19 protein-coding genes are annotated in these 22,020 nt (G+C 58.1%); 9 read left to right on the top strand and 10 right to left on the bottom strand.

Annotated elements, in window-relative coordinates; translation table 11 throughout:
• Positions 1–26: 26 nt before the first annotated feature.
• The 5 genes from dnaN to mutM form a co-directional block, all read right to left on the bottom strand.
• The gene (gene dnaN, locus ACR0AL_RS14475; RefSeq protein ID WP_170361914.1) at positions 27–1,148 is read right to left on the bottom strand and encodes a DNA polymerase III subunit beta; all 1,122 of its coding nucleotides are present in this window, start codon (positions 1,146–1,148) and stop codon (positions 27–29) included.
• Positions 1,149–1,375: 227 nt separating this feature from the next.
• Positions 1,376–2,773, bottom strand: coding sequence for a chromosomal replication initiator protein DnaA (gene dnaA / locus ACR0AL_RS14470; protein ID WP_170361913.1), 1,398 nt, complete (start codon positions 2,771–2,773; stop codon positions 1,376–1,378).
• Between the two features lie 554 nt (positions 2,774–3,327).
• Positions 3,328–3,591: a 30S ribosomal protein S20 gene (gene rpsT, locus ACR0AL_RS14465; RefSeq protein WP_170351928.1), complete on the bottom strand. Its 264-nt coding sequence runs from the start codon at positions 3,589–3,591 to the stop codon at positions 3,328–3,330.
• A gap of 225 nt (positions 3,592–3,816) precedes the next feature.
• Positions 3,817–4,593 carry an enoyl-CoA hydratase gene (locus ACR0AL_RS14460; RefSeq protein ID WP_480649197.1) on the bottom strand — a complete coding sequence of 259 codons (777 nt, stop codon included), beginning with the start codon at positions 4,591–4,593 and terminating at the stop codon, positions 3,817–3,819.
• A 66-nt stretch (positions 4,594–4,659) separates the two neighbouring features.
• Entirely contained in the window at positions 4,660–5,511 is an 852-nt protein-coding gene (gene mutM / locus ACR0AL_RS14455) for a bifunctional DNA-formamidopyrimidine glycosylase/DNA-(apurinic or apyrimidinic site) lyase (protein ID WP_170361911.1), read from the bottom strand.
• 86 nt (positions 5,512–5,597) lie between these two features.
• Between mutM and ubiE the strand changes: the two genes are divergently transcribed.
• Together ubiE and ubiB are read left to right on the top strand one after the other, a co-directional pair.
• Complete coding sequence (ubiE, locus tag ACR0AL_RS14450; protein ID WP_170351925.1) at positions 5,598–6,350, top strand: bifunctional demethylmenaquinone methyltransferase/2-methoxy-6-polyprenyl-1,4-benzoquinol methylase UbiE; 753 nt, start codon at positions 5,598–5,600, stop codon at positions 6,348–6,350.
• A gap of 3 nt (positions 6,351–6,353) precedes the next feature.
• Entirely contained in the window at positions 6,354–7,883 is a 1,530-nt protein-coding gene (ubiB, locus tag ACR0AL_RS14445) for a 2-polyprenylphenol 6-hydroxylase (RefSeq protein ID WP_170351924.1), read from the top strand.
• Positions 7,884–7,978: 95 nt separating this feature from the next.
• Here the strand turns inward: ubiB and ACR0AL_RS14440 are convergent, their stop codons facing one another.
• The gene (locus ACR0AL_RS14440) at positions 7,979–9,154 is read right to left on the bottom strand and encodes an acetyl-CoA C-acyltransferase family protein (protein ID WP_170351923.1); all 1,176 of its coding nucleotides are present in this window, start codon (positions 9,152–9,154) and stop codon (positions 7,979–7,981) included.
• A gap of 117 nt (positions 9,155–9,271) precedes the next feature.
• On the opposite strand from ACR0AL_RS14440, the gene ACR0AL_RS14435 reads away from it, so the two are divergent.
• The 7 genes from ACR0AL_RS14435 (at position 9,272) to ACR0AL_RS14405 (ending at position 16,394) form a co-directional block, all read left to right on the top strand.
• A complete protein-coding gene (locus ACR0AL_RS14435) occupies positions 9,272–9,838 on the top strand; it encodes a helix-turn-helix domain-containing protein (protein ID WP_170351922.1) in 567 nt (188 codons plus the stop codon).
• A gap of 79 nt (positions 9,839–9,917) precedes the next feature.
• Positions 9,918–10,550, top strand: coding sequence for a sulfotransferase family protein (locus ACR0AL_RS14430; protein WP_170399523.1), 633 nt, complete (start codon positions 9,918–9,920; stop codon positions 10,548–10,550).
• 140 nt (positions 10,551–10,690) lie between these two features.
• On the top strand, positions 10,691–11,875 hold the full coding sequence (locus ACR0AL_RS14425) for a glycine C-acetyltransferase (protein WP_480663518.1): 1,185 nt from the start codon (positions 10,691–10,693) through the stop codon (positions 11,873–11,875).
• A gap of 14 nt (positions 11,876–11,889) precedes the next feature.
• Positions 11,890–12,918, top strand: a complete 1,029-nt coding sequence (tdh, locus tag ACR0AL_RS14420; RefSeq protein WP_170351947.1) for an L-threonine 3-dehydrogenase — start codon at positions 11,890–11,892, stop codon at positions 12,916–12,918.
• Positions 12,919–12,981: 63 nt separating this feature from the next.
• Entirely contained in the window at positions 12,982–13,863 is an 882-nt protein-coding gene (locus ACR0AL_RS14415) for a tryptophan 2,3-dioxygenase (RefSeq protein ID WP_480663516.1), read from the top strand.
• A gap of 3 nt (positions 13,864–13,866) precedes the next feature.
• Complete coding sequence (locus ACR0AL_RS14410; protein ID WP_170351918.1) at positions 13,867–14,694, top strand: alpha/beta hydrolase; 828 nt, start codon at positions 13,867–13,869, stop codon at positions 14,692–14,694.
• Positions 14,695–14,909: 215 nt separating this feature from the next.
• Complete coding sequence (locus tag ACR0AL_RS14405; RefSeq protein WP_170351917.1) at positions 14,910–16,394, top strand: DUF1214 domain-containing protein; 1,485 nt, start codon at positions 14,910–14,912, stop codon at positions 16,392–16,394.
• 238 nt (positions 16,395–16,632) lie between these two features.
• On the opposite strand, the gene infB is transcribed toward ACR0AL_RS14405, so the two are convergent.
• From infB to rimP, 4 genes are read right to left on the bottom strand one after another with little or no spacing between them, the layout of a single operon-like run.
• Positions 16,633–19,107, bottom strand: a complete 2,475-nt coding sequence (gene infB / locus ACR0AL_RS14400) for a translation initiation factor IF-2 (protein ID WP_170379264.1) — start codon at positions 19,105–19,107, stop codon at positions 16,633–16,635.
• Positions 19,108–19,115: 8 nt separating this feature from the next.
• On the bottom strand, positions 19,116–19,739 hold the full coding sequence (locus tag ACR0AL_RS14395) for an RNA-binding protein (protein ID WP_170351915.1): 624 nt from the start codon (positions 19,737–19,739) through the stop codon (positions 19,116–19,118).
• A gap of 22 nt (positions 19,740–19,761) precedes the next feature.
• The gene (gene nusA / locus ACR0AL_RS14390; protein WP_170351914.1) at positions 19,762–21,375 is read right to left on the bottom strand and encodes a transcription termination factor NusA; all 1,614 of its coding nucleotides are present in this window, start codon (positions 21,373–21,375) and stop codon (positions 19,762–19,764) included.
• The gene (rimP, locus tag ACR0AL_RS14385; protein WP_170351913.1) at positions 21,375–21,965 is read right to left on the bottom strand and encodes a ribosome maturation factor RimP; all 591 of its coding nucleotides are present in this window, start codon (positions 21,963–21,965) and stop codon (positions 21,375–21,377) included. The genes nusA and rimP overlap by 1 nt, the downstream gene beginning before the upstream one ends.
• Positions 21,966–22,020 lie beyond the last annotated feature (55 nt).

The raw sequence follows: 22,020 nt of genomic DNA, 5'->3' as shown, positions 1-22,020 counted from the left end.
CGTTAAAAAACACCCCGCGGGGTCGATCAGACGCGCATCGGCATGACAACATAGACTGCGCTTAGATCATTGCCTTCCCGCATCAGGGTCGGATCACCGGCTGAGTTGAACAGGAACACGGCGTTTTCACGATCCACCTGGCTGGCGATCTCAAGCAGGTATTTGGCGTTGAAGCCGATCTCGAGCCGTTCGTCGCCGTAGGCCACGGCCAATTCTTCTTCGGCGGCACCACTATCGGGGGCGTTGACCGACAGAACCAGCTTGTCCGCATCCAGTTGCAGTTTCACAGCGCGTGAGCGTTCCGACGAAACGGTAGCAACCCGATCCACGGCCTGCGCGAATTCAGCAGCGTCCACTTCCAGCTGACGCGTATTGCCCTGCGGAATCACGCGGGTGTAGTCGGGGAAGGTGCCGTCGATCACTTTTGAGGTCAGTGTGATATCGGGCGTTGCGAAACGCACCTTGGTTTCGCTGACCGAGACGGCGATATCCATCTCATCATCATCCAGCAGTTTGCGCAACTCGCCCACGGTTTTGCGCGGCACGATCACGCCCGGCATGTCTGCGGCACCATCCGGCAAATCTGCATCAATGCGAGCCAGACGGTGGCCATCGGTGGCCACACAGCGCAGCACCTTGCCGCCTTCGGACCCGTCAGCCACATGCATGTAGACACCATTCAGGTAGTACCGGGTCTCTTCGGTCGAGATGGCGAATTTCGATTTGTCGAACAGCCGTCGCAACAGTGCTGCCGAAGCCGTAAAGTTCGACTGATATTCCGACGACGCCATCACCGGGAAATCCTCTTTCGGCAGCGTTGCCAGCGAGAAATTCGACCGGCCTGCTTCAACCGTCAGGCGGCCCGCCGCACTGTCAGAGGTCAGCGTCACCAGTGCCCCATCCGGCAGTTTGCGCACGATCTCGTGCAGGGTCGTCGCTGCAACGGTTGTGGCCCCTGCCTTTTCGACCTGCGCCGGGGCTTTATCCACCACCTCGATATCCAGATCGGTGGCACGGAACATGGCTTGATCGCCTTCGGCCTCGATCAGCACGTTGGCAAGGATGGGAATAGTGTTCCGGCGCTCTACAACAGATTGGGCCTGCGAAACGGCCTTAAGAAGGGTGCCGCGTTCGATGCTGATCTTCATACCCTCAATTCCTCTGACTTGCGTGCCGAAAACAGGCGGGACTGGCACGTTAGCGGTTCCACCCTGAGGCACAAGGATTTTTTATGGTTTTCTGGGTCGGAACGGCCAAAGGGTCAAGGGGCGCGTGGCCGGGCGGGCACAGTTCCTATTCAACCGTGGATTTAAGCGCACAAGAAAACGCCCCGGGCGTGAGGGTCCGGGGCGTTTCTTGAATGATAGGATGACCCTTAGGCTTCCAGCGAACGGCGCAGCATTTCCACATCTTCGGCGATCTGGCCGTCGGTGACTTTCAATTCTTCAATGCGTTTGACGCCGTGCATGACGGTGGTGTGATCGCGACCACCAAAGCGACGCCCGATCTCCGGAAGGGATCGGCTGGTCAACTGCTTGCACAGATACATCGCCACCTGTCGCGGACGGGCATAAGACCGCAGGCGCTTGGGGCCGATGATGTCGGACAGACGGATGTTGTAATAGTCCGACACTTTGCGTTGAATCTCTTCGACAGTAATCTTGCGCTCGGACGCGCGCAGCACGTCAGCCAGACAGTCCTGCGTCAGCTCCATGTCGATCTCGCGTCCCACTAGCGAGGCGAAGGCGAACAGACGGGTCAGGGCACCCTCCAGCACGCGCACGTTGGTCGAGATACGGTGGGCCAGAAACTCCAGCACGCCATCGGCAATGGTCAGATCGGGATAGGTGCTGCTGTATTGCTGCACCTTGTTCTGCAAGATGCCCAGGCGCAGTTCGTAATCGGTGGGGTGCAGGTCGACGACCAGACCGCATTGCAGGCGCGACTTCACGCGATCTTCTAGATCCTTAATCTCACCCGGCGCGCGGTCAGCCGAAATGATGATCTGCTTGTTCTGATCAACCAGCGCGTTGAACGTGTGAAAGAACTCTTCTTGAGTTGAATCCTTGCCGGCGATGAACTGCACGTCATCCACCATCAGCACATCGACGGAACGGAACAGATGTTTGAAGTCCATCATCCGACGTTCGCGCAGCGCCTGTACAAAGCGATACATGAACTGTTCCGCCGACAGGTACAGCACGTTCAGTTCGGGGCGTTTGGTTTTCAGCTCCCAAGCGATGGCGTGCATCAGGTGGGTTTTACCCAAACCAACGCCGCCATACAGAACCAACGGGTTGAACGTGACGGGGCCGCCCTCAGAAACACGGCGCGCGGCGGCATGGGCCAGCTCGTTGGGTTTGCCCACCACAAAACTGTCAAAGGTGAAACGGGCGTCCAGCGGTGCAGCCTGAAGGGATTCGAGCGCATCATTCGCGGGTTCGGCCCGCTGTGACAGGGACTGCGGCTGAGTCGTGTCCTGAACAACAGACGGCGCAGGTTCTACATCACCCGACGGACGCACCGGCGAATTGGCTGCAACGCGAAACGCCAGGCGCTGGACCGATTCCCCTGCGGTGTTCATCTCGTACAGAATCAAGTCCGCAAAGTTTTGACTAACATAATTGCCCATGAAGTTGGTCGGAACCGAGAACGTGGCCACGCCATCCTGCAGCTCTTGGAATTCAAGAGGCTCGATCCAGGTGGTATAGTTGTTCTTGCCGATCGCCTTGAGCAGTTTGTTACGCAGTTGTCCCCATTTCTCTTGTGTCATCAAGCGCCTCACGCATCCCATTCTTTATTGGCCTGTCGGCCTTATTGATCTGGCCCGGTTGCCCGGTTCTTTAGCATTCACACGCAATAGGATACCCATCGCCAAACCATATGGGTCTGGCGGGACTGTCCCGAAAGTTTGCACAGCCCGGCAATCAGGCACCCACAATCCGGGCGCCCCGTAACCGGGTTGCGCTTCGCAATCAAATTTTTAGACAGGGCTCAGATCTTCGGTTACCCCAAGACCTTTAGCAGATCAGCAAATCAGCCGTGACCGATTGCCAACATTCGTTTCGTGACCGTCCTGATGCCCGTCAGTCAGATCGCCGAAACAGCCTGTCCCCCCAAGCGAGTGAATCGCTGTAACAGTGGTAGCAAGAGGCCAAGGCGTACGGCAACGAAACTCTGATATTGACTCGGGTCTTTTGCAGAAAGAATCTCTCGGTTTTGTGAAGGCGCGACTTTCCGGCAACAGCAACAAAAAGGCGCCACGCATTGTGACGCCTTTGAGAACAATTCAACCTTGTTTTGTTGACGCAAGGTCAACGTGTGCGATTAGCCCAGTGCTTTCACGCGTGCCGACAGGCGCGACATTTTCCGCGAAGCAGTGTTCTTGTGAAAGACGCCTTTAGTGACGCCACGCATCAGTTCGGGCTGAGCGGCACGCAGAGCTGCGGTTGCGGCGTCCTTGTCGCCGGAAGCAATCGCTTCTTCGACCTTGCGCAGATAAGTACGGATGCGCGAGCGACGCGCTTTGTTGATAGCAAAACGCTTTTCGTTCTGACGAGCGCGCTTTTTAGCCTGAGGCGAGTTTGCCATGTGTTTCTGACCTTCATTCGGTACGGTTATCAATGGTTGCGCGTCACGGACTATCCGCACCGGTTCAGAATCACGAGTGTGAGTCGGGCCAAGCGGGCCGCACGCGCATGTATAGCGGCGCTAGTTACCCAAGTTTGCAGGCTTTGCCAAGCCGATTCTTTCGCACTGCATAGCAGTCATGAAAAAAGGCGGGCCAAGCCCGCCTGTTTCGGTCGCTTACGCAATTTATTTGTCGCGGAACTGAGCCGCGCGTTTTTCCAAGAAGGCCGCCATGCCTTCTTTCTGGTCTTCTGTCGCAAACATCGAGTGGAACACGCGACGTTCAAACAGCATCCCTTCGCTGAGAGGCAACTCATAGCTGCGGTTCACAGCTTCTTTCGCCGCCATTGCACTCAGCTGCGATTTCTCAGCGATCTTCTGGGCGGCGCCCATCGTCTCTTCCATCAGTTTCTTGGCCGGTACGACCCGGCTGACAAGACCCGAACGCTCGGCCTCTTCGGCATCCATGAAGCGACCGGTCAGGTTCATGTCCATCGATTTGGACTTCCCAACGAAACGCGTCAGGCGCTGCGAACCACCCAGTCCTGCAATGACGCCCAGGTTGATTTCGGGTTGACCGAACTTGGCGGTATCCGCAGCAATGACGAAATCGCACAGCATGGCCAATTCGCACCCACCGCCCAGCGCATAGCCAGCAACGGCTGCAATGATCGGCTTGCGGATCGCGCAAACACGGTCATTCAGAGCACCAAACAGATTTGAACTGTAGACATCAACAAAGCTCATCTCGGACATTTCCTTGATGTCCGCGCCGGCCGCGAACGCCTTGTCCGAACCGGTAATGACGATGCAGCGCACCTTGTCGTTGGTATCCGCGTCTTCCAATGCGATACACAGTTCCTGTGCCAGCTGCGAATTCAGCGCATTCAGCGCATCGGGTCTGTCGAGCTTGATAAGGGCGACGTGGTCTTCGATTTCGACGATGATCGTCTCAAAAGCCATGAGGTGTAAGCTTCCGGTTGTTCCGTTCAAGTACGATTCCTTATCACGCGATTTATCTGGATCAAGTTATCTTTGGCATTGCGCACAATAGAAGGATGAGCGACCGGACTGAGTGATTCTCTTTATTTCCCCACTGCATCCCTGGGTTCTGCAGGGTTCGCCTTCGCGTCCGTAAACGTCAAAGCTGTGTTGAAAATATCCAAGTTCTCCATCGGCTTGGCGGAAATCGCGCAGGGATGAACCACCCGCGTCGATCGCGTCCTGCAGTACCCGCCGAATGATCGGAACCAGCGCGCCGACACGGGCGGCAGAAATTTGTCCTGCTTTGCGACGTGGCGACACACCCGCGCGATAAAGGGCCTCGCAAACATAGATATTGCCCAATCCGGCAACGATTCCCTGATCCAACAGTGCAGATTTGACAGGAGTATTCTTGCCCTTGAGCGCTTCGATCAGGTGCTGTTCGTGAAAATCATTGCCCAGCGGCTCTGGCCCCAGAACGGATAAAAGCTTGTGATCCTCGGCTGTAGCCGTGGGCAACAGGTCCATCGCGCCGAAGCGCCGCGGATCGTTGAATGTCACACGCGCGCCATTGGCCATGTGAAACACCACGTGGTCGTGTTTTTCGGGCATGGGATGCTCATGCACGAACTGCCCTAGCGGATCACCCGATACTGTCATCCGCCCAGACATACCCAGATGGATCAACAAAGTTTCACCGCTGCTGAGATCTGCCAGAATATACTTCGACCGCCGCCGCAGCTGATCCACCCGTTGCCCGGTCAGCCGCTCGGCCATGCGGTCCGGGAACGGCCAGCGCAAATCGGGGCGATTCACATCTGCCCGTTCGATCACGACCCCCTCCATTGCGGGGCTCAGGCCGCGTCTTACTGTCTCGACCTCGGGCAATTCGGGCATTAGATGGCTCCTAATTCAAAGGGCCGCATTGTGCCCCGGTTCCAGAGCCCTATAACAGAGACGAAATTCGACAAACGGCAAGGCTTATGTCCGACAACAGCGACAAGACCACTCATTTCGGGTTTGAAACCGTGCGCGAGGCCGACAAGGCCGGTCGTGTGCAGGGCGTGTTCAACTCGGTCGCCTCAAAATACGACGTGATGAACGATGTCATGTCGATGGGTATCCACCGGGTCTGGAAAGACGCGATGATGGACTGGCTGGCCCCGCGCCCTGGTCAACGTCTGCTGGATGTGGCCGGTGGAACGGGCGATATCTCGTTTCGCTTCCTCAAACGCGCGGGTTACGGTCACGCCACCGTTCTGGACCTGACCGAGCCGATGCTGGTCGAAGGTCGTCAGCGCGCCGAGGCCGATCAGATGTCCGACAGCCTGAACTGGGTGGTAGGCGATGCGATGGCCCTGCCGTTTGAGGACAACACGTTTGACGTCTACACCATTTCCTTCGGCATCCGGAACGTGACCCGCCCGCAAGAGGCTTTGAACGAAGCCTTCCGAGTTCTGAAGCCCGGTGGACGCCTGATGGTGCTGGAATTCAGCCAGTTGCCCAATGAAGGGCTGCAAAAGCTCTATGACTTGTACAGCTTCAACGTCATTCCCCGCATGGGCAAGCTGATCGCCAATGATTACGACAGCTATCAATATCTGGTCGAATCGATCCGCAATTTCCCCGATCAGGAAACCTTTCTGGGCATGGTTCGTGCCGCTGGATTCGAAAACGCCAAATACCGCAACCTCAGCATGGGCATCGCCGCGCTGCATTCCGGCTGGAAGATCTGATTCATGCGCGGCCCCCACAACATCATTCGCCTGATCCGTACAGGCGCCACGTTTGAACGCACAGGCGCCATGAACGTGGTGCTGGACGCCTTTGAGGCCCCCCGCGCGTTGCGATTTCTGGCGCATGCGTTGGGCAAACCGTTTCAATGGCTGGGTTACAAGGGCGATCCCAATATGCCGCCCGCCACCCGAGCGCTGACGGCGCTTGGCCCGGCTTATATCAAATTCGGTCAGATTCTCTCGACCCGCCCCGACGTGGTGGGCGAAGAACTGGCCGCCCAATTGCGTGTGTTGCAGGACAAGCTGCCACCCTTTTCCCGCGCCGAAGCCATGGCCGAGGTGGAAAAGGAACTTGGCCAGCCCGTCGATGAGGTTTTTGAGGAATTCAGCGAACCGATCGCCGCAGCGTCGATTGCGCAGGTTCACAAGGCCCGGCTGGTCAGCACTGGCGAATATGTCGCCGTCAAAGTGCTGCGCCCGGGGATCGAGCGTGCCTTTCACAAGGATGTCGATGCGTTCTATTTCGCCGCCCGTATTGTCGACCTGTTCGCCCCCGGCGCGCGCCGCCTGCGACCGATGGACGTGATCGAACATTTCGACGGCGTTGTACGGGGTGAGTTGGACTTGCGACTGGAAAGCGCCGCTGCCTCGGAATATGCCGCCAATACCAAGGACGATGCCGGTTTCTGGCTGCCCCCCGTGGTGTGGTCACTGTCCGCGCGCCGGGTGATGACGCTCAGCTGGGCGGATGGTGTACCGTTGGGCGACAATGCTGCACTGGATGCGGTTGGTCACAACCGCCGCGATCTGGCAGAGCGGGTCCTGCACCTATTCCTGCTGCACGCCCTGCGTGATGGCTATTTCCACGCCGATATGCATCAGGGCAACCTGAAGGTCGCCGCAAATGGCGATATCATTGCCTATGATTACGGCATCATGGGTCACATCGACGAATACACCCGTCGGGTCTATGCCGAGATTCTGTTCGGGTTCATCCGCCGCGACTATAAACGCGTGGCCGAGGTGCATTTCGAGGCCGGTTACGTCCCCGCCAACCAGGATGTCGACGAATTTGCCCGCGCGCTGCGAGCGGTGGGCGAGCCGATCTTTGGCATGGACGCCTCGCATATCTCAATGGGCCGCCTGTTGAACTACCTGTTCGAGGTCACCGAGCGCTTTGGCATGGAAACCCGGACCGAACTGATCCTGTTGCAGCGTACGATGGTTGTGGTCGAAGGCGTCGCACGCTCGCTCGACCCACATATGAACATTTGGGAAACCGCCCGCCCCGTGGTCGAGGATTACATAAAGCAATCCATCGGTCCCCGCGCCGCGCTGCAGGACTTCGGCAAAACCGCCATGGTTCTGGCCCGCTTTGGCCCACGATTGCCGGGTCTGGTTGAAAATGCCCTGATCGCCCAGACGCAAAAAGACGACCCGCAAAAGTCATCCCTATGGTCCGCGGCCCTACCTGCCGCAATCGGTGCCGCAGCCGGTGCTGCGCTTGTCCTGATTGTCAACGCGCTCAGCTGAGCCAGACCGCCTGCTTCTTCTGGCCAACAATACCTTCGAGGGGAATCGCGCCTGCGCGCGATAGGGGGCAGACAGCCCCCCTGCACGGTGCGAAATCAAAGCCGCTCGATAGCCAGTGCAATACCTTGCCCACCACCGATGCACATAGTCACCAGACCTTTGGCCCCACCTACGCGCTCCAGCTCATACAGCGCTTTCATGGTGATGATTGCGCCGGTTGCCCCAACCGGGTGACCCAAGGCAATCGCGCCACCATTCGGGTTAACCTTCGACGCGTCCAATCCCAGTTCCTGATTCACAGCCAGAGCCTGCGCCGCGAAGGCCTCATTGCTTTCGATCACATCGAAGTCATCCACCGAAAGGCCGGTTTTTTCCATCAGGTTCCGCACCGCCGGAACCGGTCCAATGCCCATAACCTCGGGGCGAACACCCGCATGGGCATACCCCAGCACGCGCGCCTTGGGCTTCAATCCGGCTTTCTCGGCCGCGTCCGCTGTTGCCAATACCATCGCCGCCGCCCCGTCATTGATGCCCGAGGCATTGCCCGCCGTCACGCGCCCGTCCTTCTGGAATACCGGTCGCAATCCGGCCAGGGTCTCGGCAGTGGTGGCCTTGGGATGTTCATCGACCTTGAAATCAACCATGTCCCGCTTGACCTTGACCTGCACGGGCGCGATCTGACTGTCGAAATACCCCGCCTCAATCGCCGCTGCCGCGCGGGTCTGACTGGTCACGGCGAATTGGTCCATCTGCTCGCGGGTGATCTGGTGTTCGTCTGCAACGTTTTCGGCCGTCACACCCATATGTCCGGTGCCAAACGGGCAATTCAGCGCCCCCAGCATCATATCCAACGAGGTGACATCGCCCATCTTCGCGCCCCAGCGCGCCTGCGGCACGATATAAGGGCTGCGCGACATACTCTCGGCCCCGCCGGCCACGGCAAACTCGGCATCCCCCAGCATCAGGGACTGCATCGCCGAGACAATCGCCTGCGCGCCCGACCCGCACAGCCGGTTCACGTTCATCGCAGGTGTACCATTTGGGATCCCCGCATGCATCGCGGCAACGCGCGACAGATACATGTCCCGCGGCTCGGTATTGATCACGTGGCCGAACACCACATGCCCGATCTGACCACCTTCAACACCCGAGCGTTCCAGCGCGGCTTCGGTGACAACCGTAGCCAGATCGATCGGAGCGGTCGAAGCCAGCGCGCCGCCAAAGGTTCCAATAGCGGTGCGGGCACCGTCCAAAATTACGATATCAGTCATGGATCACTCCTCGTGCAATTGCGCGCAGTATGCATACACCACGTCGCCCTGTCCTATGGGACGTCCCGTCACGGATGGAATTGACAACCACATATACAAGGCGCATGAAATTCCGTCATGACGGAGAATACAGACGATATCCTGACACGCCTACCCGCCCGCCTGAAAGAGGCACGTCGCGCCAAGGGCCTGTCGCTGGAAGCCGTGGCTAATCTCAGTGGTGTGTCGCGTTCAATGGTTAGTCAGATCGAACGGGGGGAAAGCAGCCCTACCATCTCAACCCTGTGGAACCTGACCCGGGCCTTGCAGGTGGATTTCGCCGGTCTGCTGGAAGAGACCGGCACCGCAAACCAAATCGAAGTGCTGCGAAACTCTGAAGTGCCAAGCATCGACAATATGGGGCAAAACTGCCGGATTCGCATCCTGTCCCCCCCCGAAGAAGCGGGCGGGCATGAAGTCTATGACATTCAGTTCGACAAAGACGGCGCATTGAAAAGCCAGCCCCACACGCGCGGCGCGCAAGAGCAATTGACGGTTTTGGACGGGTCGGTTCGCGTCACATCGGGATCGGCCACAATGGAGTTGAACCAAGGCGATACAGCGCGGTATGCGGCAGACGTCTTGCACTCGATCGCATCGCCCAACGGTCCCGCGCGCGTGTTCCTGATTGTGAAAAACGCCTGACCCCGACCGGGGCGAAGTTTGGGGGATACCTGTGTGTTGTGCTATTTTATGGCATTTACACGAATTGGAGTTACCCAAAATGACTTTGGAAGTGATTGGCGCTGGATTCGGCCGCACTGGGACGAATTCGCTGAAGCTTGCTTTGGAACAACTGAATTTCGGACCCTGTCACCACATGTTCGAAGTGCGGGACAATCCCGAACAACTGCCTGCTTGGAACCGTGCCGCACATGGTGAGCAAGCTGATTGGGATGCCATGTTTCACGGCTATCGCGCGCAAGTCGACTGGCCAGGCGCCGCATACTGGCGCCAGCTTTCTGATCATTATCCAGATGCCAAAATCATTTTGAGCGTGCGCGACCCTGATGCCTGGTTTGACAGCATATGGGCCACGATTGGACCATTCATGACCACAATGCGCGGACGGCACGACTCGGATCATGCAAACGCAATTGCCGAGATGTGCAGCAAGTTTATCGTTCATGGCATCTTCGACGGCCGGATGGATGATCGGGATCACGCCGTCAGCGTGTTTCGGAAGCATATCGAAAAAGTCCGCGACACCGTCCCGAAGGACCGGTTGCTGGTCTATGAAACCGGAAGTGGATGGAAACCACTGTGCACTTTCCTTGGCGTCGACATTCCCGAAGAACCCTATCCGCACACAAATTCAACCAAACAGTTTCAGGACAACGTGGCAAAACCGGAATAGACGCCTCCGAATCGAAAGCAATTTTCAGGGTTCTCCGCATGTTCCGTTATCGTGGATTTTTTTCTGTAATATTGAATTCCCCTATTTGGGAACCATATCCGTTATGTTAGATACGCGACTCATATAAACCGGAGACCGCCATGGCCGATGCATTCCTGTCCCACGTCACGGACACCCTTGCGCAGATTGAATCTGAGGGTCTGTATAAACGCGAACGAATGATCACCTCGCCTCAGGGCGGTGAGATTACTGTGGGCGACAAGCAGGTGATCAACCTGTGCGCCAACAATTATCTGGGTCTGGCCGATCACCCTGCGCTGATCGACGCCGCCAAGGGCGCGATGCGGCCCAAAGGGTTCGGCATGGCCTCGGTCCGGTTTATCTGCGGCACGCAGGACATTCACCGCGAGTTGGAACAGAAGCTAGCGCAATTCCTGAACAAGGACGATGCGATCCTGTTTGCGGCTTGTTTCGATGCCAATGGCGGGCTCTTTGAGCCCTTGTTAGGGCCAGAAGACGCCATCATTTCGGACAGTCTGAACCATGCCTCGATCATTGACGGGGTGCGGCTATGCAAAGCGAAACGCTATCGCTACCTGAACAACGACATGAACGACCTTGAGGCCTGGTTGAAACAGGCGCGCGAGGACGGAGCGCGGCACATCATGATCGCGACCGACGGCGTGTTCTCGATGGACGGTTACCTGGCCAACCTGCCGAAAATTCGCGAGCTGGCCGATAAATATGATGCCATCGTCATGGTCGATGACTGCCACGCGACCGGCTTTATGGGGCCGAACGGCGCAGGCACGCCAGATCATTTTGGTGTCGATGTCGACATTCTAACGGGAACCTTGGGCAAGGCACTTGGGGGGGCAATCGGCGGTTATATCGCCGGGCCGCAACCAGTGATCGATCTGCTGCGGCAGCGGGCGCGGCCCTATTTGTTCTCAAACTCGCTGCCACCCTCGATTGTCGCCGCAGGTCTTGAGGCGATCCGGCTGGTCGAAGAGGGCGAAATGCTGCGCGCTCAGTTATTCGGCAACGCGAAATACTGGCGTGCTGGGCTGGAAAAGCTGGGCTTTGACCTGCTGCCCGGCGAACACCCAATCATTCCGGTAATGCTGGGCGAGGCCACTTTGGCGCAGGACATGGCGTCGCGTCTGTTTGATGAGGGCGTCTATGTCTCGGGCTTCTTCTTCCCCGTTGTCCCGCGCGGACAAGCGCGGATCAGGACGCAGATGAATGCAGCCTTGACGAAAGACGAACTGGACCGTGCATTGGCCGCCTTTGGCAAGGTTGGCAAAGAATTGGGAGTGATCTGATGCGACCCAACACGATGAAAGCTTTGGAGAAATCCAAGCCCGAGGAAGGTCTGTGGATGGTCCAGGCCCCGGTGCCCGAAATCAGCCCCGAAGAGGTGCTGATCCGTGTCAACAAGACCGGCATCTGCGGCACCGACATCCATATCTGGAACTGGGATGACTGGGCCGCCGCCACAGTGCCGATTCCGATGATCACCGGCCACGAGTTTGCGGGCGAGATCGTCGAGATCGGGCGCAATGTGACAGGTCTTGAGATCGGTCAGCGCTGCTCGGGCGAGGGGCACCTGATCACCACCGACAGCCGTCAAAGCCGGGCCGGAAAATTCCACCTTGATCCGGGCACGCGCGGGATTGGCGTGAATGAACAGGGGGCTTTTGCCCAATATCTGAAACTGCCCGCCTTCAACGTGGTGCCCCTGCCCGAGGACGTGCCGGATGAGATCGGCGCCATCCTCGATCCATTGGGCAATGCGGTTCACACCGCGCTCAGCTTTGATCTGCTGGGTGAGGATGTTCTGATCACCGGCGCAGGCCCCATCGGCATCATGGCTGCCGCTGTCGCCCGCCATGCTGGCGCGCGCCATGTGGTGATCACCGATATCAACCCCGATCGCCTGAAGCTCGCGGAACATGTGGTTCCGACCGTGCGCACCGTGGATGTGTCCAAAGAAGACCTGCAAGACGTCATCGCAGAACTAGGCATGAAAGAAGGGTTCGATGTAGGGCTGGAAATGTCGGGCTCACAAATCGCGCTGGATCAAATGGTCGAGGCGCTGGTGATGGGCGGCAAGATCGCTCTGCTGGGTATTCCGCCCGGCAAATCCCCGGTCGACTGGTCCCGCATCGTGTTTAAAGCCATCACCATCAAAGGCGTCTACGGGCGCGAGATGTTCGAGACCTGGTACAAGATGATCGCCATGCTACAGAACGGTCTGGATGTCAGCCGTGTCATCACGCACGAGATGAAAGTTGACGATTTTGCCGAAGGATTTGCCGCGATGAAATCAGGCCGGTCAGGCAAAGTGGTGCTGGACTGGACCTGACGCTCTGGTACTGCGCGGGTTCAGCCCCTAAACAGGGGTGAACCCAGTCGTTTGGAGGAGCATATGGGCGATAAGGATGATCGGTATCTGGAACGCGGAATCGAGGACACTCTGGTCACCGATTTCGCACAGACCCATCGCAAGAGTTACGGCGATTTCCTGCAGCTCAAAACCCTGCTGAACCTGCAAAAAACCTTTCAGGACCCTGCGCAACCAGATGAGATGCTGTTCATCATCATTCATCAGGTCAGCGAGCTGTGGCTGAAACTAATGCATCACCAACTGGTCGAGGTGCGCCGATTTCTGCAACAGGATGAATTCGGCCCTGCGATGAAAAATCTCGACCGGGTCAAGGCCATCCAGCGGCAACTGATATCCGCCTGGGAGACGTTGCTGACCATGACCCCTGCGGACTACATGACCTTTCGCGAGGCATTGGGCAGTTCGTCCGGTTTTCAAAGCTATGGCTATCGCCAGATCGAATTCATTTTGGGCAACAAGGACGCCTCGACCCTAAAAGTCCACGAGCATGACCCGCAGGTCATGGAACTGCTGAACGCTGCGCTGACCAAGCCGTCATTATACGACGAGGTTCTGTTCATGTTGGCCCGGCAGGGATTTGACGTACCGCAGGACCTACTGGATCGCGACTTTGCCCAGCCCTACTCTGGTGATCCTCGCGTCGTGAAGATCTGGGTGCAGGTGTATCGCGACACGGACAAATACTGGGATCTTTATGCGCTAGCCGAGAAACTGATGGACGTGGAGTCCTTGTTTCAACGCTGGCGCTTCGATCACGTCACCGCGGTAGAACGAGTGATAGGCAACCAGCCGGGCACGGGCGGGTCCAGCGGTGTATCCTTCTTGCGGAAAGCCTTGGATTTGCGGTTCTTCCATGATCTCTACGATATGCGCACCGAACTGATGTATACCGACCAGGAGTAAGCGATGCTGTACCGGGGATTTTCGCAGGAAGAGTTGGAGCAGGAATATTCACCCCGGTCCATGATCGGTGGTGACCTGACGCCTTATCTGGACAGCTACGCCGCGCTCAGCGCGCAGCACCGGGCACAGATGGAAGTCATCGGGAATGTCTCTTACGGCGACGGTAGGGCTCAGGTTCTGGATTTCTTTCCCGCGAAGGGGGCAGGCGCGCCACTGCACGTCTTTATTCACGGCGGTTACTGGCAGGCGCTGAGTCAAAACGAGTCGGCAATGATGGCCCCGGCACTGGTTGAGGACGAACAGTCCTTTGCGACCTTGAACTACACATTGGCCCCCGAGGCGCGGATTGGCGACATGATCAACGAATGCCGCGACGCCCTGCTGTGGCTGGCCGCAAATGCGCCTGATCTGGGTTTCGATCCGTCACGGATCACCCTGTCGGGCCACAGCGCCGGGGCGCAATTGGCGGCTATGGTCATGGCAACCTCGGCCGATGCGCTGGCCCGCGCCGGGCTCCGCGTGCGCGAGGTGATCCTGATTAGCGGCGTCTATGATCTGGAGCCGATCAGCCTGACGTCCGTAAACGATCCGCTGCAACTGACCCCGGTCGAGATACATGATCTGTCCCCTATCCTGCACCTACCCGCCCCTGGCCCGCGTTACCATGTGACTGTGGCGGAACGGGATACCCCCGAATTCGTCCGCCAGAGCCGAGATTATGCCGAATTGCTGCGCAAAGCCGGGCATGCGGTCAATTTCGATCTGAAAAAGGGGATGCAGCATTTCGATATAATTATGCATCCGGAAACGTTTTTGGCGACGTCCCGATAGCCAAGAAAATTGGGTATCAGTCAGGTCTGGCCTTTAGCACACAAACCTGCCCATCCCTAACGAACCGAACGTTTTTGACGGAGCAGGGAATGTCCGGTTCAAGCCCGAAGCCGACGCAAGAAATCTTTACGTTTTTTGGGCGACGTTTGCCACTGCACTTCCGAGTAATTCGCACATAGACTGCAGGGGTTTCAATTAAACGCCGAGGTATCAATATGAAAACTGTACTGCCCTGTTTGACGGTAGCTTCCGCAATCCTACTGTCTGGTCAACAAGCCGTTTCGCAGTCTTTCAACGACACAGGCGATATTCTGGCGAGATCGGCCGAGATCGAGGACATTGAATACACGATCATGGTTCAACGCGCGACGCAGGCCGCAATCTGGGGAATGCCTGCGGCTGGTATGGTGGACTTCCTGAAAGGCATTCGGCGTGACCTCGGTGGCGACTACAACGATGTCGTTTACCTGAACAAACCCTTCGACTCTAAGCATGGGTTTTTGACAGCGAACGACGTGACCGCCTATGCATGGTCGTCGATGACATCTGAACCCGGTCCACTTGTGATCGAGGTGCCGGCGGCAACAGACAACGTCAGCTACTTTGGAACGATTGTGAACGCCTGGGACGTGCCAATTGTCGATGTTGGGCCGGACGGCCATGACAAGGGAGAAGGGGGCAAGTACCTGATGCTCCCGCCCGGCTACGAAGGAGAGATGTCGGTCCAGGAACTGACGGATGCGGGCTATATGCCCTTCGAAACTGATACCTACGAGTACGGCTTCTCTTTCCGCCCGAGGCTATACAACGGAGCGACGGATGCCGACGCAGCGGACTATGCGCAGACGATCAAGGTCTATTACTTATCGGAAGCGGATAACCCGCCGCCGAACACCTACCACGAAGCCTCTGAGGTTCCGTATGACTCGCTGCCCTACTACAATCATACCTACTTTCAGGACCTGAACGACTACATTCAAAACAACCCGATCCGTCCGCAAGACAAGATCATGGTCAATTTCCTGAAGGATCTTGGGATCGAAAAAGGCAAACCCTTCGAACCGACGGAACGCCAAATCGATGCTATGAACGAGGGGCTTCTATTGGCCTATGCCGCCATGCAGCGATACTTCGTTGAGCCCGGTTTAGCGACCGTTCCGCTTTGGGTCGACGAAAGCGGTGACTTGAAGTCGCAGTGGCTGATCTGGGACTTTGCCGAGGGGCAAGCCGAGCTTGGCTTCCCATACGAGACCGATACCGAAGTGTTGGTCGATGATCGGGCTGGTGGAAGTTACTTCTGGATTACCTATCTGCCCAAGAATCTGGGCGGTGGCACCTTCTATCTCACTGGTCTGCGCGACAGCGCGGGAGACATGTACGACCATACTCAGACATACAAACTGAACATCCCTGCAGATACGCCCGCCGAGGATTTCTGGTCCGTGATTGTCTACTCGATGGAGACCAAGAGCTTCATCCGCAATGTGAACCCAGTCGGCCTGTCGTCGCGGGATGTAGAAACAATGCAGGTCAACGAAGATGGGTCGTATGACATCTACTTTGCTCCCGAGGCACCCGAAGGACAGGAGAGCAATTGGATACCAACGACGGAACCGTACTTCTTACTGTTTCGACTGTACGGACCTGCTGACGGCTGGATTGAGAGCGGCTGGGTATTGGGTGATCTTGAGAAAATTTGAACACGCCCAAGTCAGAAAGCTGTCCGAGTAGCGGGTCAAAACGCGATTCCGCGTGATGTCTGCTTTGTCCGCACAGCCGACGTTATGTTGGATTCACCGTGTGGCAATGTCTGAGTTGCTTATGCGCGGTCGGGATTAGAGTCAGAAAATTTCGTTCAAGACAGTTAAGGTTCGTGGTATTTCACAAAAAACAGCGGCCCAATTGAGCCGCTGTTTTCATTTCCCATACAAAGCAGGATCAATCCAGCGTACGCGTAACCTCTTCGCGCTCGAAGATTTCGATCACGTCACCTGCGCGGATATCGTCGTAGTTCTCGAACGCCATACCGCATTCCTGACCCGACTGAACCTCGGACACTTCGTCCTTGAAGCGTTTCAGCGTCTTCAGCGTGCCTTCGTGGATCACCACGTTGTCGCGCAGCAGACGGACGCCTGCGGAACGACGCGCCACACCTTCGGTGACCAGACAGCCAGCGACCTTGCCAACACCGGTAACCTTGAAGACTTCGCGGATCTCGGCGTAACCGATGAACTTCTCGCGGATTTCGGCGCTCAGCAGCCCCGAAGCGGCGGCTTTCACGTCGTCGACCAGATCGTAGATCACCGAGTAGTAGCGGATTTCCACGCCTTTCTGGTTCGCGGTGTTCCGTGCCGACGCATTGGCACGCACGTTGAACCCAAAGATCGGCGCACCCGACGCTTCGGCCAGGCCGACATCGGTTTCGGTAATCGCGCCAACGCCCGAGTGCAGAACACGCACACGCACTTCTTCGTTGCCGATCTTTTCCATCGCCTGAACGATGGCCTCGGCCGAACCTTGTACGTCCGCTTTCATCAGAATCGGCAGCTCGGTGACGTTTTCGTCTTCCTTGGCCTTCTGCATCAGCTGCTCAAGGGTGGTCGCGGCACCAGCGGCGGCGCGTTTGTCCTTGGCGGCCTGTTCACGATAGGCGGCAATCTCACGGGCTTGTGCTTCGGTCTCGGTCACGTTCAGAACGTCACCGGCCTCGGGCGTGCCGTTCAGACCCAGAACCTCGACCGGGACCGAGGGGCCAGCTTCTTTGACGCGGTCGCCCTTGTCATTGATCAGCGCACGGACTTTACCGTACTGCTCACCCACAACGAAAATATCGCCCTGACGCAGCGTGCCGTTCTGAACCAGAACGGTGGCCACGGGGCCACGGCCCACATCCAGCTGCGCCTCGATCACAGCACCTTGGGCGGCGCGGTCGGGGTTGGCTTTCAGCTCCAGAATCTCGGCCTGCAGCGCGATGGCTTCCAGCAGTTCGTCCAGACCCTGTCCGGTGATGGCGGACACTTCGACGTCCTGAACCTCACCCGACATTTTCTCGACGATCACTTCGTGCTGAAGCAGGTCGGTGCGCACTTTGTCCGGGTTTGCATCCGGCTTGTCGACCTTGTTGATCGCCACGATCATCGGCACTTCGGCCGCTTTGGCGTGATTGATCGCTTCGATCGTCTGCGGCATCACTGCGTCGTCGGCAGCCACAACCAGCACCACGATATCCGTGACCTGAGCCCCGCGCGAACGCATCGAGGTAAAGGCCGCGTGGCCCGGCGTATCCAGGAAGGTCAGCGTAGTGCCGCCATCGGTTTTCACCTGATAGGCACCGATATGCTGGGTGATGCCACCGGCCTCACCGGCAACAACGCGCGCATCGCGAATCGCATCCAGCAACGAGGTCTTACCGTGGTCGACGTGACCCATGATGGTGATGACCGGCGGACGCGGCTGCAGATCTTCTTCGCTGTCTTCGACCTCTTTGATGACGTCTTCGACATCCGAATCGGAAACACGCGTGACCTTGTGGCCAAACTCTTCGATGATCAGCTCGGCGGTATCGGCGTCGATGGTTTGGTTCTGCGTGACCATCATGCCCATGTTCATCAGCGATTTGACCACATCAGCCACACGCTCGGCCATACGATTGGCCAGTTCGGACACTGTGATCGCCTCGGGCAGTTGCACGTCGCGGATTACCTTTTCCCGCTCGACCGGGCCGCCCATGGCTTTCTGACGCGCACGCTCCTGCTTGCGCTTCATCGACGCCATCGAGCGCTGACGGCTACCTTCGCCACCGGTGGCCTGACCCAGTGTCAGCTTGCCGGAACGACGATTGTCATCACGGCCCTTGCCGCGACCGCGCTGTTCGCGTTCACGGTCCTGCTTGCGCGGGGTGGCGGCCGGGGCTGGTTTGCTGGCCGGTGCGCGCGCCGCTTTGGGTTCCTCGGCAGCTGGGGCAGCAGCGGCACGTTTGGCGGATTCTGCCGCCTCTTTGCGCTTGCGCTCTTCCTCTTCGGCCTTGGCGCGGGCGCGCTCTTCAGCTTCGCGCTGTTCGCGCTCTTTTGCTTCTTGCTCGGCACGACGACGGGCGCGTTCTTCCTCGCGCGCCTTTTCGGCGGCTTCACGCGCTGCGGCCTCTTCGACTTCGCGGGCCTTGGCGGCCTGCAGTGCCTTCATCCGGCGCGCCATTTCCGCGTCAGAGATACCTGCAGGGCGACGCGACGGATCACCCGACGGCGTTGCTCCGCCACCCGGTTTGCCGGCGCCCGGCTTGGGAACCACCACGCGCTTGCGTTTGGTTTCCACCACGACATTCTTGGTGCGTCCGTGGCTGAAACTCTGTTTCACATTTCCGGGGCGTGCCCCACCACGAAGACCCAATGTCTTTTTGCCGTCATTCTCGCTCATAAAGCTTTTTACCCTTCCGCGCGGCCCCTGCCGCCGTCATCCGTTTCGCGCAAGCCACGCAGGCGCTGCGCTTCCTCTACAACACGTTTGGCGAGTCCACCAGAGGCCATGGCCGCATGAATCACGGTTTGGCGCCCAAATGCCTGTCCTAACTCGTCTGCGGTCAGCCAACCGATGTATTTTCCAAAGTGCGGCGTGCTGAGTTTCGACTTGCCGCGCCCCGATCCATCGCTGGCCTGAATCAGCACTTGTGCCTCTTCCCGGTCCAGCCATGTCTTGACCTTTTCGTACCCAGCGACCGCGTCACCGGACTTGCGCGCCAGGCTCAACAGCTCGATCACCCGGCGCGAAACCTGTTTTTCGACCTCATCGGTCAAATCCTGTGGCACGCTGACTTGCGCTTTGAACCCGCGGGCGAACAGCTTCTTGCCAACGGCCTTGTCCAGTGCAGCGCGATCCGCCGCCACATAGACTCCGCGACCCGGCAATTTCGCCGCGACATCCGGATAGACCTGCCCGTCCGGCCCCGTCACAAAGCGTATCAACCCATATTTAGGTTGAATGTCGCCCGTGGCGATGCACTTGCGTTCAGGTCCTTCGGACCGATCCTTATGGACGCCACCGCGACCCATGCGCGCACCCCGAGGCCTGAGATCAGGCCTCGGCCTCCTCGTCTACTGCTTCGCCATCTTCTTCGGCTTGTTCCAGCTCGGCGGGATCGACCCAGCCCAGCATGATACGTGCGGTCATGACCAGATCCTGTGCTTCTTCCAGCGTAACGCCGAAAGGCTCAAGCACACCGTCATCCTTGATTCGCTCACCATCGACCGTGGTCCAGCCGCCGGCCAGTTCCCAATCGGCGCAGGTGGCAAAATCCTCAAGCGTTTTTACGTCGTCCTTTGCCAGCGCTTCCACCATCTGGGGTGTCAGGCCTTCGAATTCAATAAGGCTGTCCTCGGCACCCAAGGCACGGGCTGCGTCCAGCGCTGCCTTGGCCTGGGCTTCCAGGAATTCACGGGCGCGGGTTTGCAGCTCCTGCGCAGTGCCTTCGTCGACGCCGTCAATGACCAGCAGCTCTTCCAGCTCGACATAGGCAACCTCTTCGAGGTTGGTAAAGCCTTCCGAAACCAGAAGTTGCGCGAAGAATTCGTCCAGATCGAGGCTTTCCATGAACAGCTGCGTGCGGGCTTCGAACTCTTTCTGACGGCGCGCCGATTCTTCGGCCTCGGTCATGATGTCGATATCCAGATTTGTCAGCTGGCTGGCCAGACGCACGTTCTGACCGCGGCGACCGATTGCGAGGCTCAGCTGTTCCTCAGGCACAACAACTTCGATCTTGCCGGCTTCTTCGTCCAGAACCACCTTGGAAACCTCGGCGGGCTGCAGCGCGTTCACCAGGAAGGTCGGCTGGTCTTCGTTCCACGGGATGATGTCGATCTTTTCGCCTTGCAGCTCGTTCACAACGGCCTGCACGCGGCTACCGCGCATACCAACGCAGGCACCGACAGGATCGATGGACCCATCGTACGAAATCACGGCAATCTTGGCGCGGGAGCCGGGGTCACGGGCCACGGCCTTGACCTCGATGATGCCGTCATAGATCTCCGGCACTTCCATCTTGAACAGCTCGGCCATGAATTCCGGCGCAGTGCGCGACAGGAAGATCTGGTGGCCACGAACCTCGCGGCGCACTTCCTTGATATAGGCACGCACGCGGTCATTCGGGCGATAGCTTTCGCGGCCGATCTTGTCATTGCGGCGCAGAACGGCTTCGGCACCGCCCAGATCGACGATGACATTGCCAAACTCTTCGCGCTTAACCGCACCGTTGATGATGGTACCCGCACGATCCTTGAATTCTTCGTACTGACGGTCGCGCTCAGCTTCGCGAACCTTTTGCAGGATGACCTGCTTGGCGGACTGAGCAGCAATCCGGCCCATTTCAACCGGGGGAACCTCTTCGACGAAGACGTCGCCGACCTCGGGCGCTTCCATGTACTGCTTGGCCTGCTCGACGGTCATCTCGGCCTGATAATTCTCAAGCTCTTCATCCTCGACCACGGTGCGAACGCGGGTGAATGTCGCTTTGCCGGTCTTGCGATCGATGCTGACACGGATATCCATCTCGGCGCCGTAACGGCTCTTGGCGGCACGGGCGAGCGATTCTTCCATCGCTTCGACAACCAGACCGGGGTCGATCATCTTTTCGCGGGCCACGGCCTCGGCGGTCTGCAGCAGCTCCAGCTGGTTGGCTGAGGTGATTGCCATCAGTTCGTCTCCTCTTCGGACCCTTCGGTCTCAATCTCGTCGAAAGCGTTTTCGTTCAGGGCACCGGCGTCCTTGCGCTGGCGCAACATTTCCTTGATCAGGTCATCGGTCAAAACCAACTTGGCATCGCTTAGCCAGTCGAATTGCAGACCAATGGTGATTGTCTCGGACCCTTCGGGGATGTTGATCAGAACCTCGTCGCCCTCGATCCCAGCCAGCTCACCCTTGAACCGGCGGCGGCCATCGATCAGCTCGGCGGTCTCGATCTTGGCCTCATACCCCTCGAACATCTCAAAATCCTTGAGACGGGTCAGAGGACGATCAATGCCCGGGCTTGAAACCTCAAGCGTATAGGCGTCAAGAATCGGATCTTCGACATCCAGCGTGGCGCTAACCGCGTTCGAGATTTCGGCGCAATCATCCACTTCGATGCCGCCATCAGGCTTGTCGGCCATGATTTGCATCGTGGTGGTCTTGCCACTCATCAGGCGGATGCGGACCAGCTCATACCCCAGATCTTCGATCACGGGGGTGATGATCTCGGCCAGCCGCCGATCAATCGCCGCTTTGGCTATCAGGTCGTTTGTCATCAGGTGCTCTACCCTGTCATACGGGCACAAAAAAACGGGCGCGCGGCCCGTCGAA

It is taken from the genome of Ruegeria sp. BB1 (genome assembly GCF_056539465.1).
The sequence above is the reverse complement of the archived record's forward strand: the minus strand, read 5'-3'. Positions and strand labels throughout refer to the sequence as shown.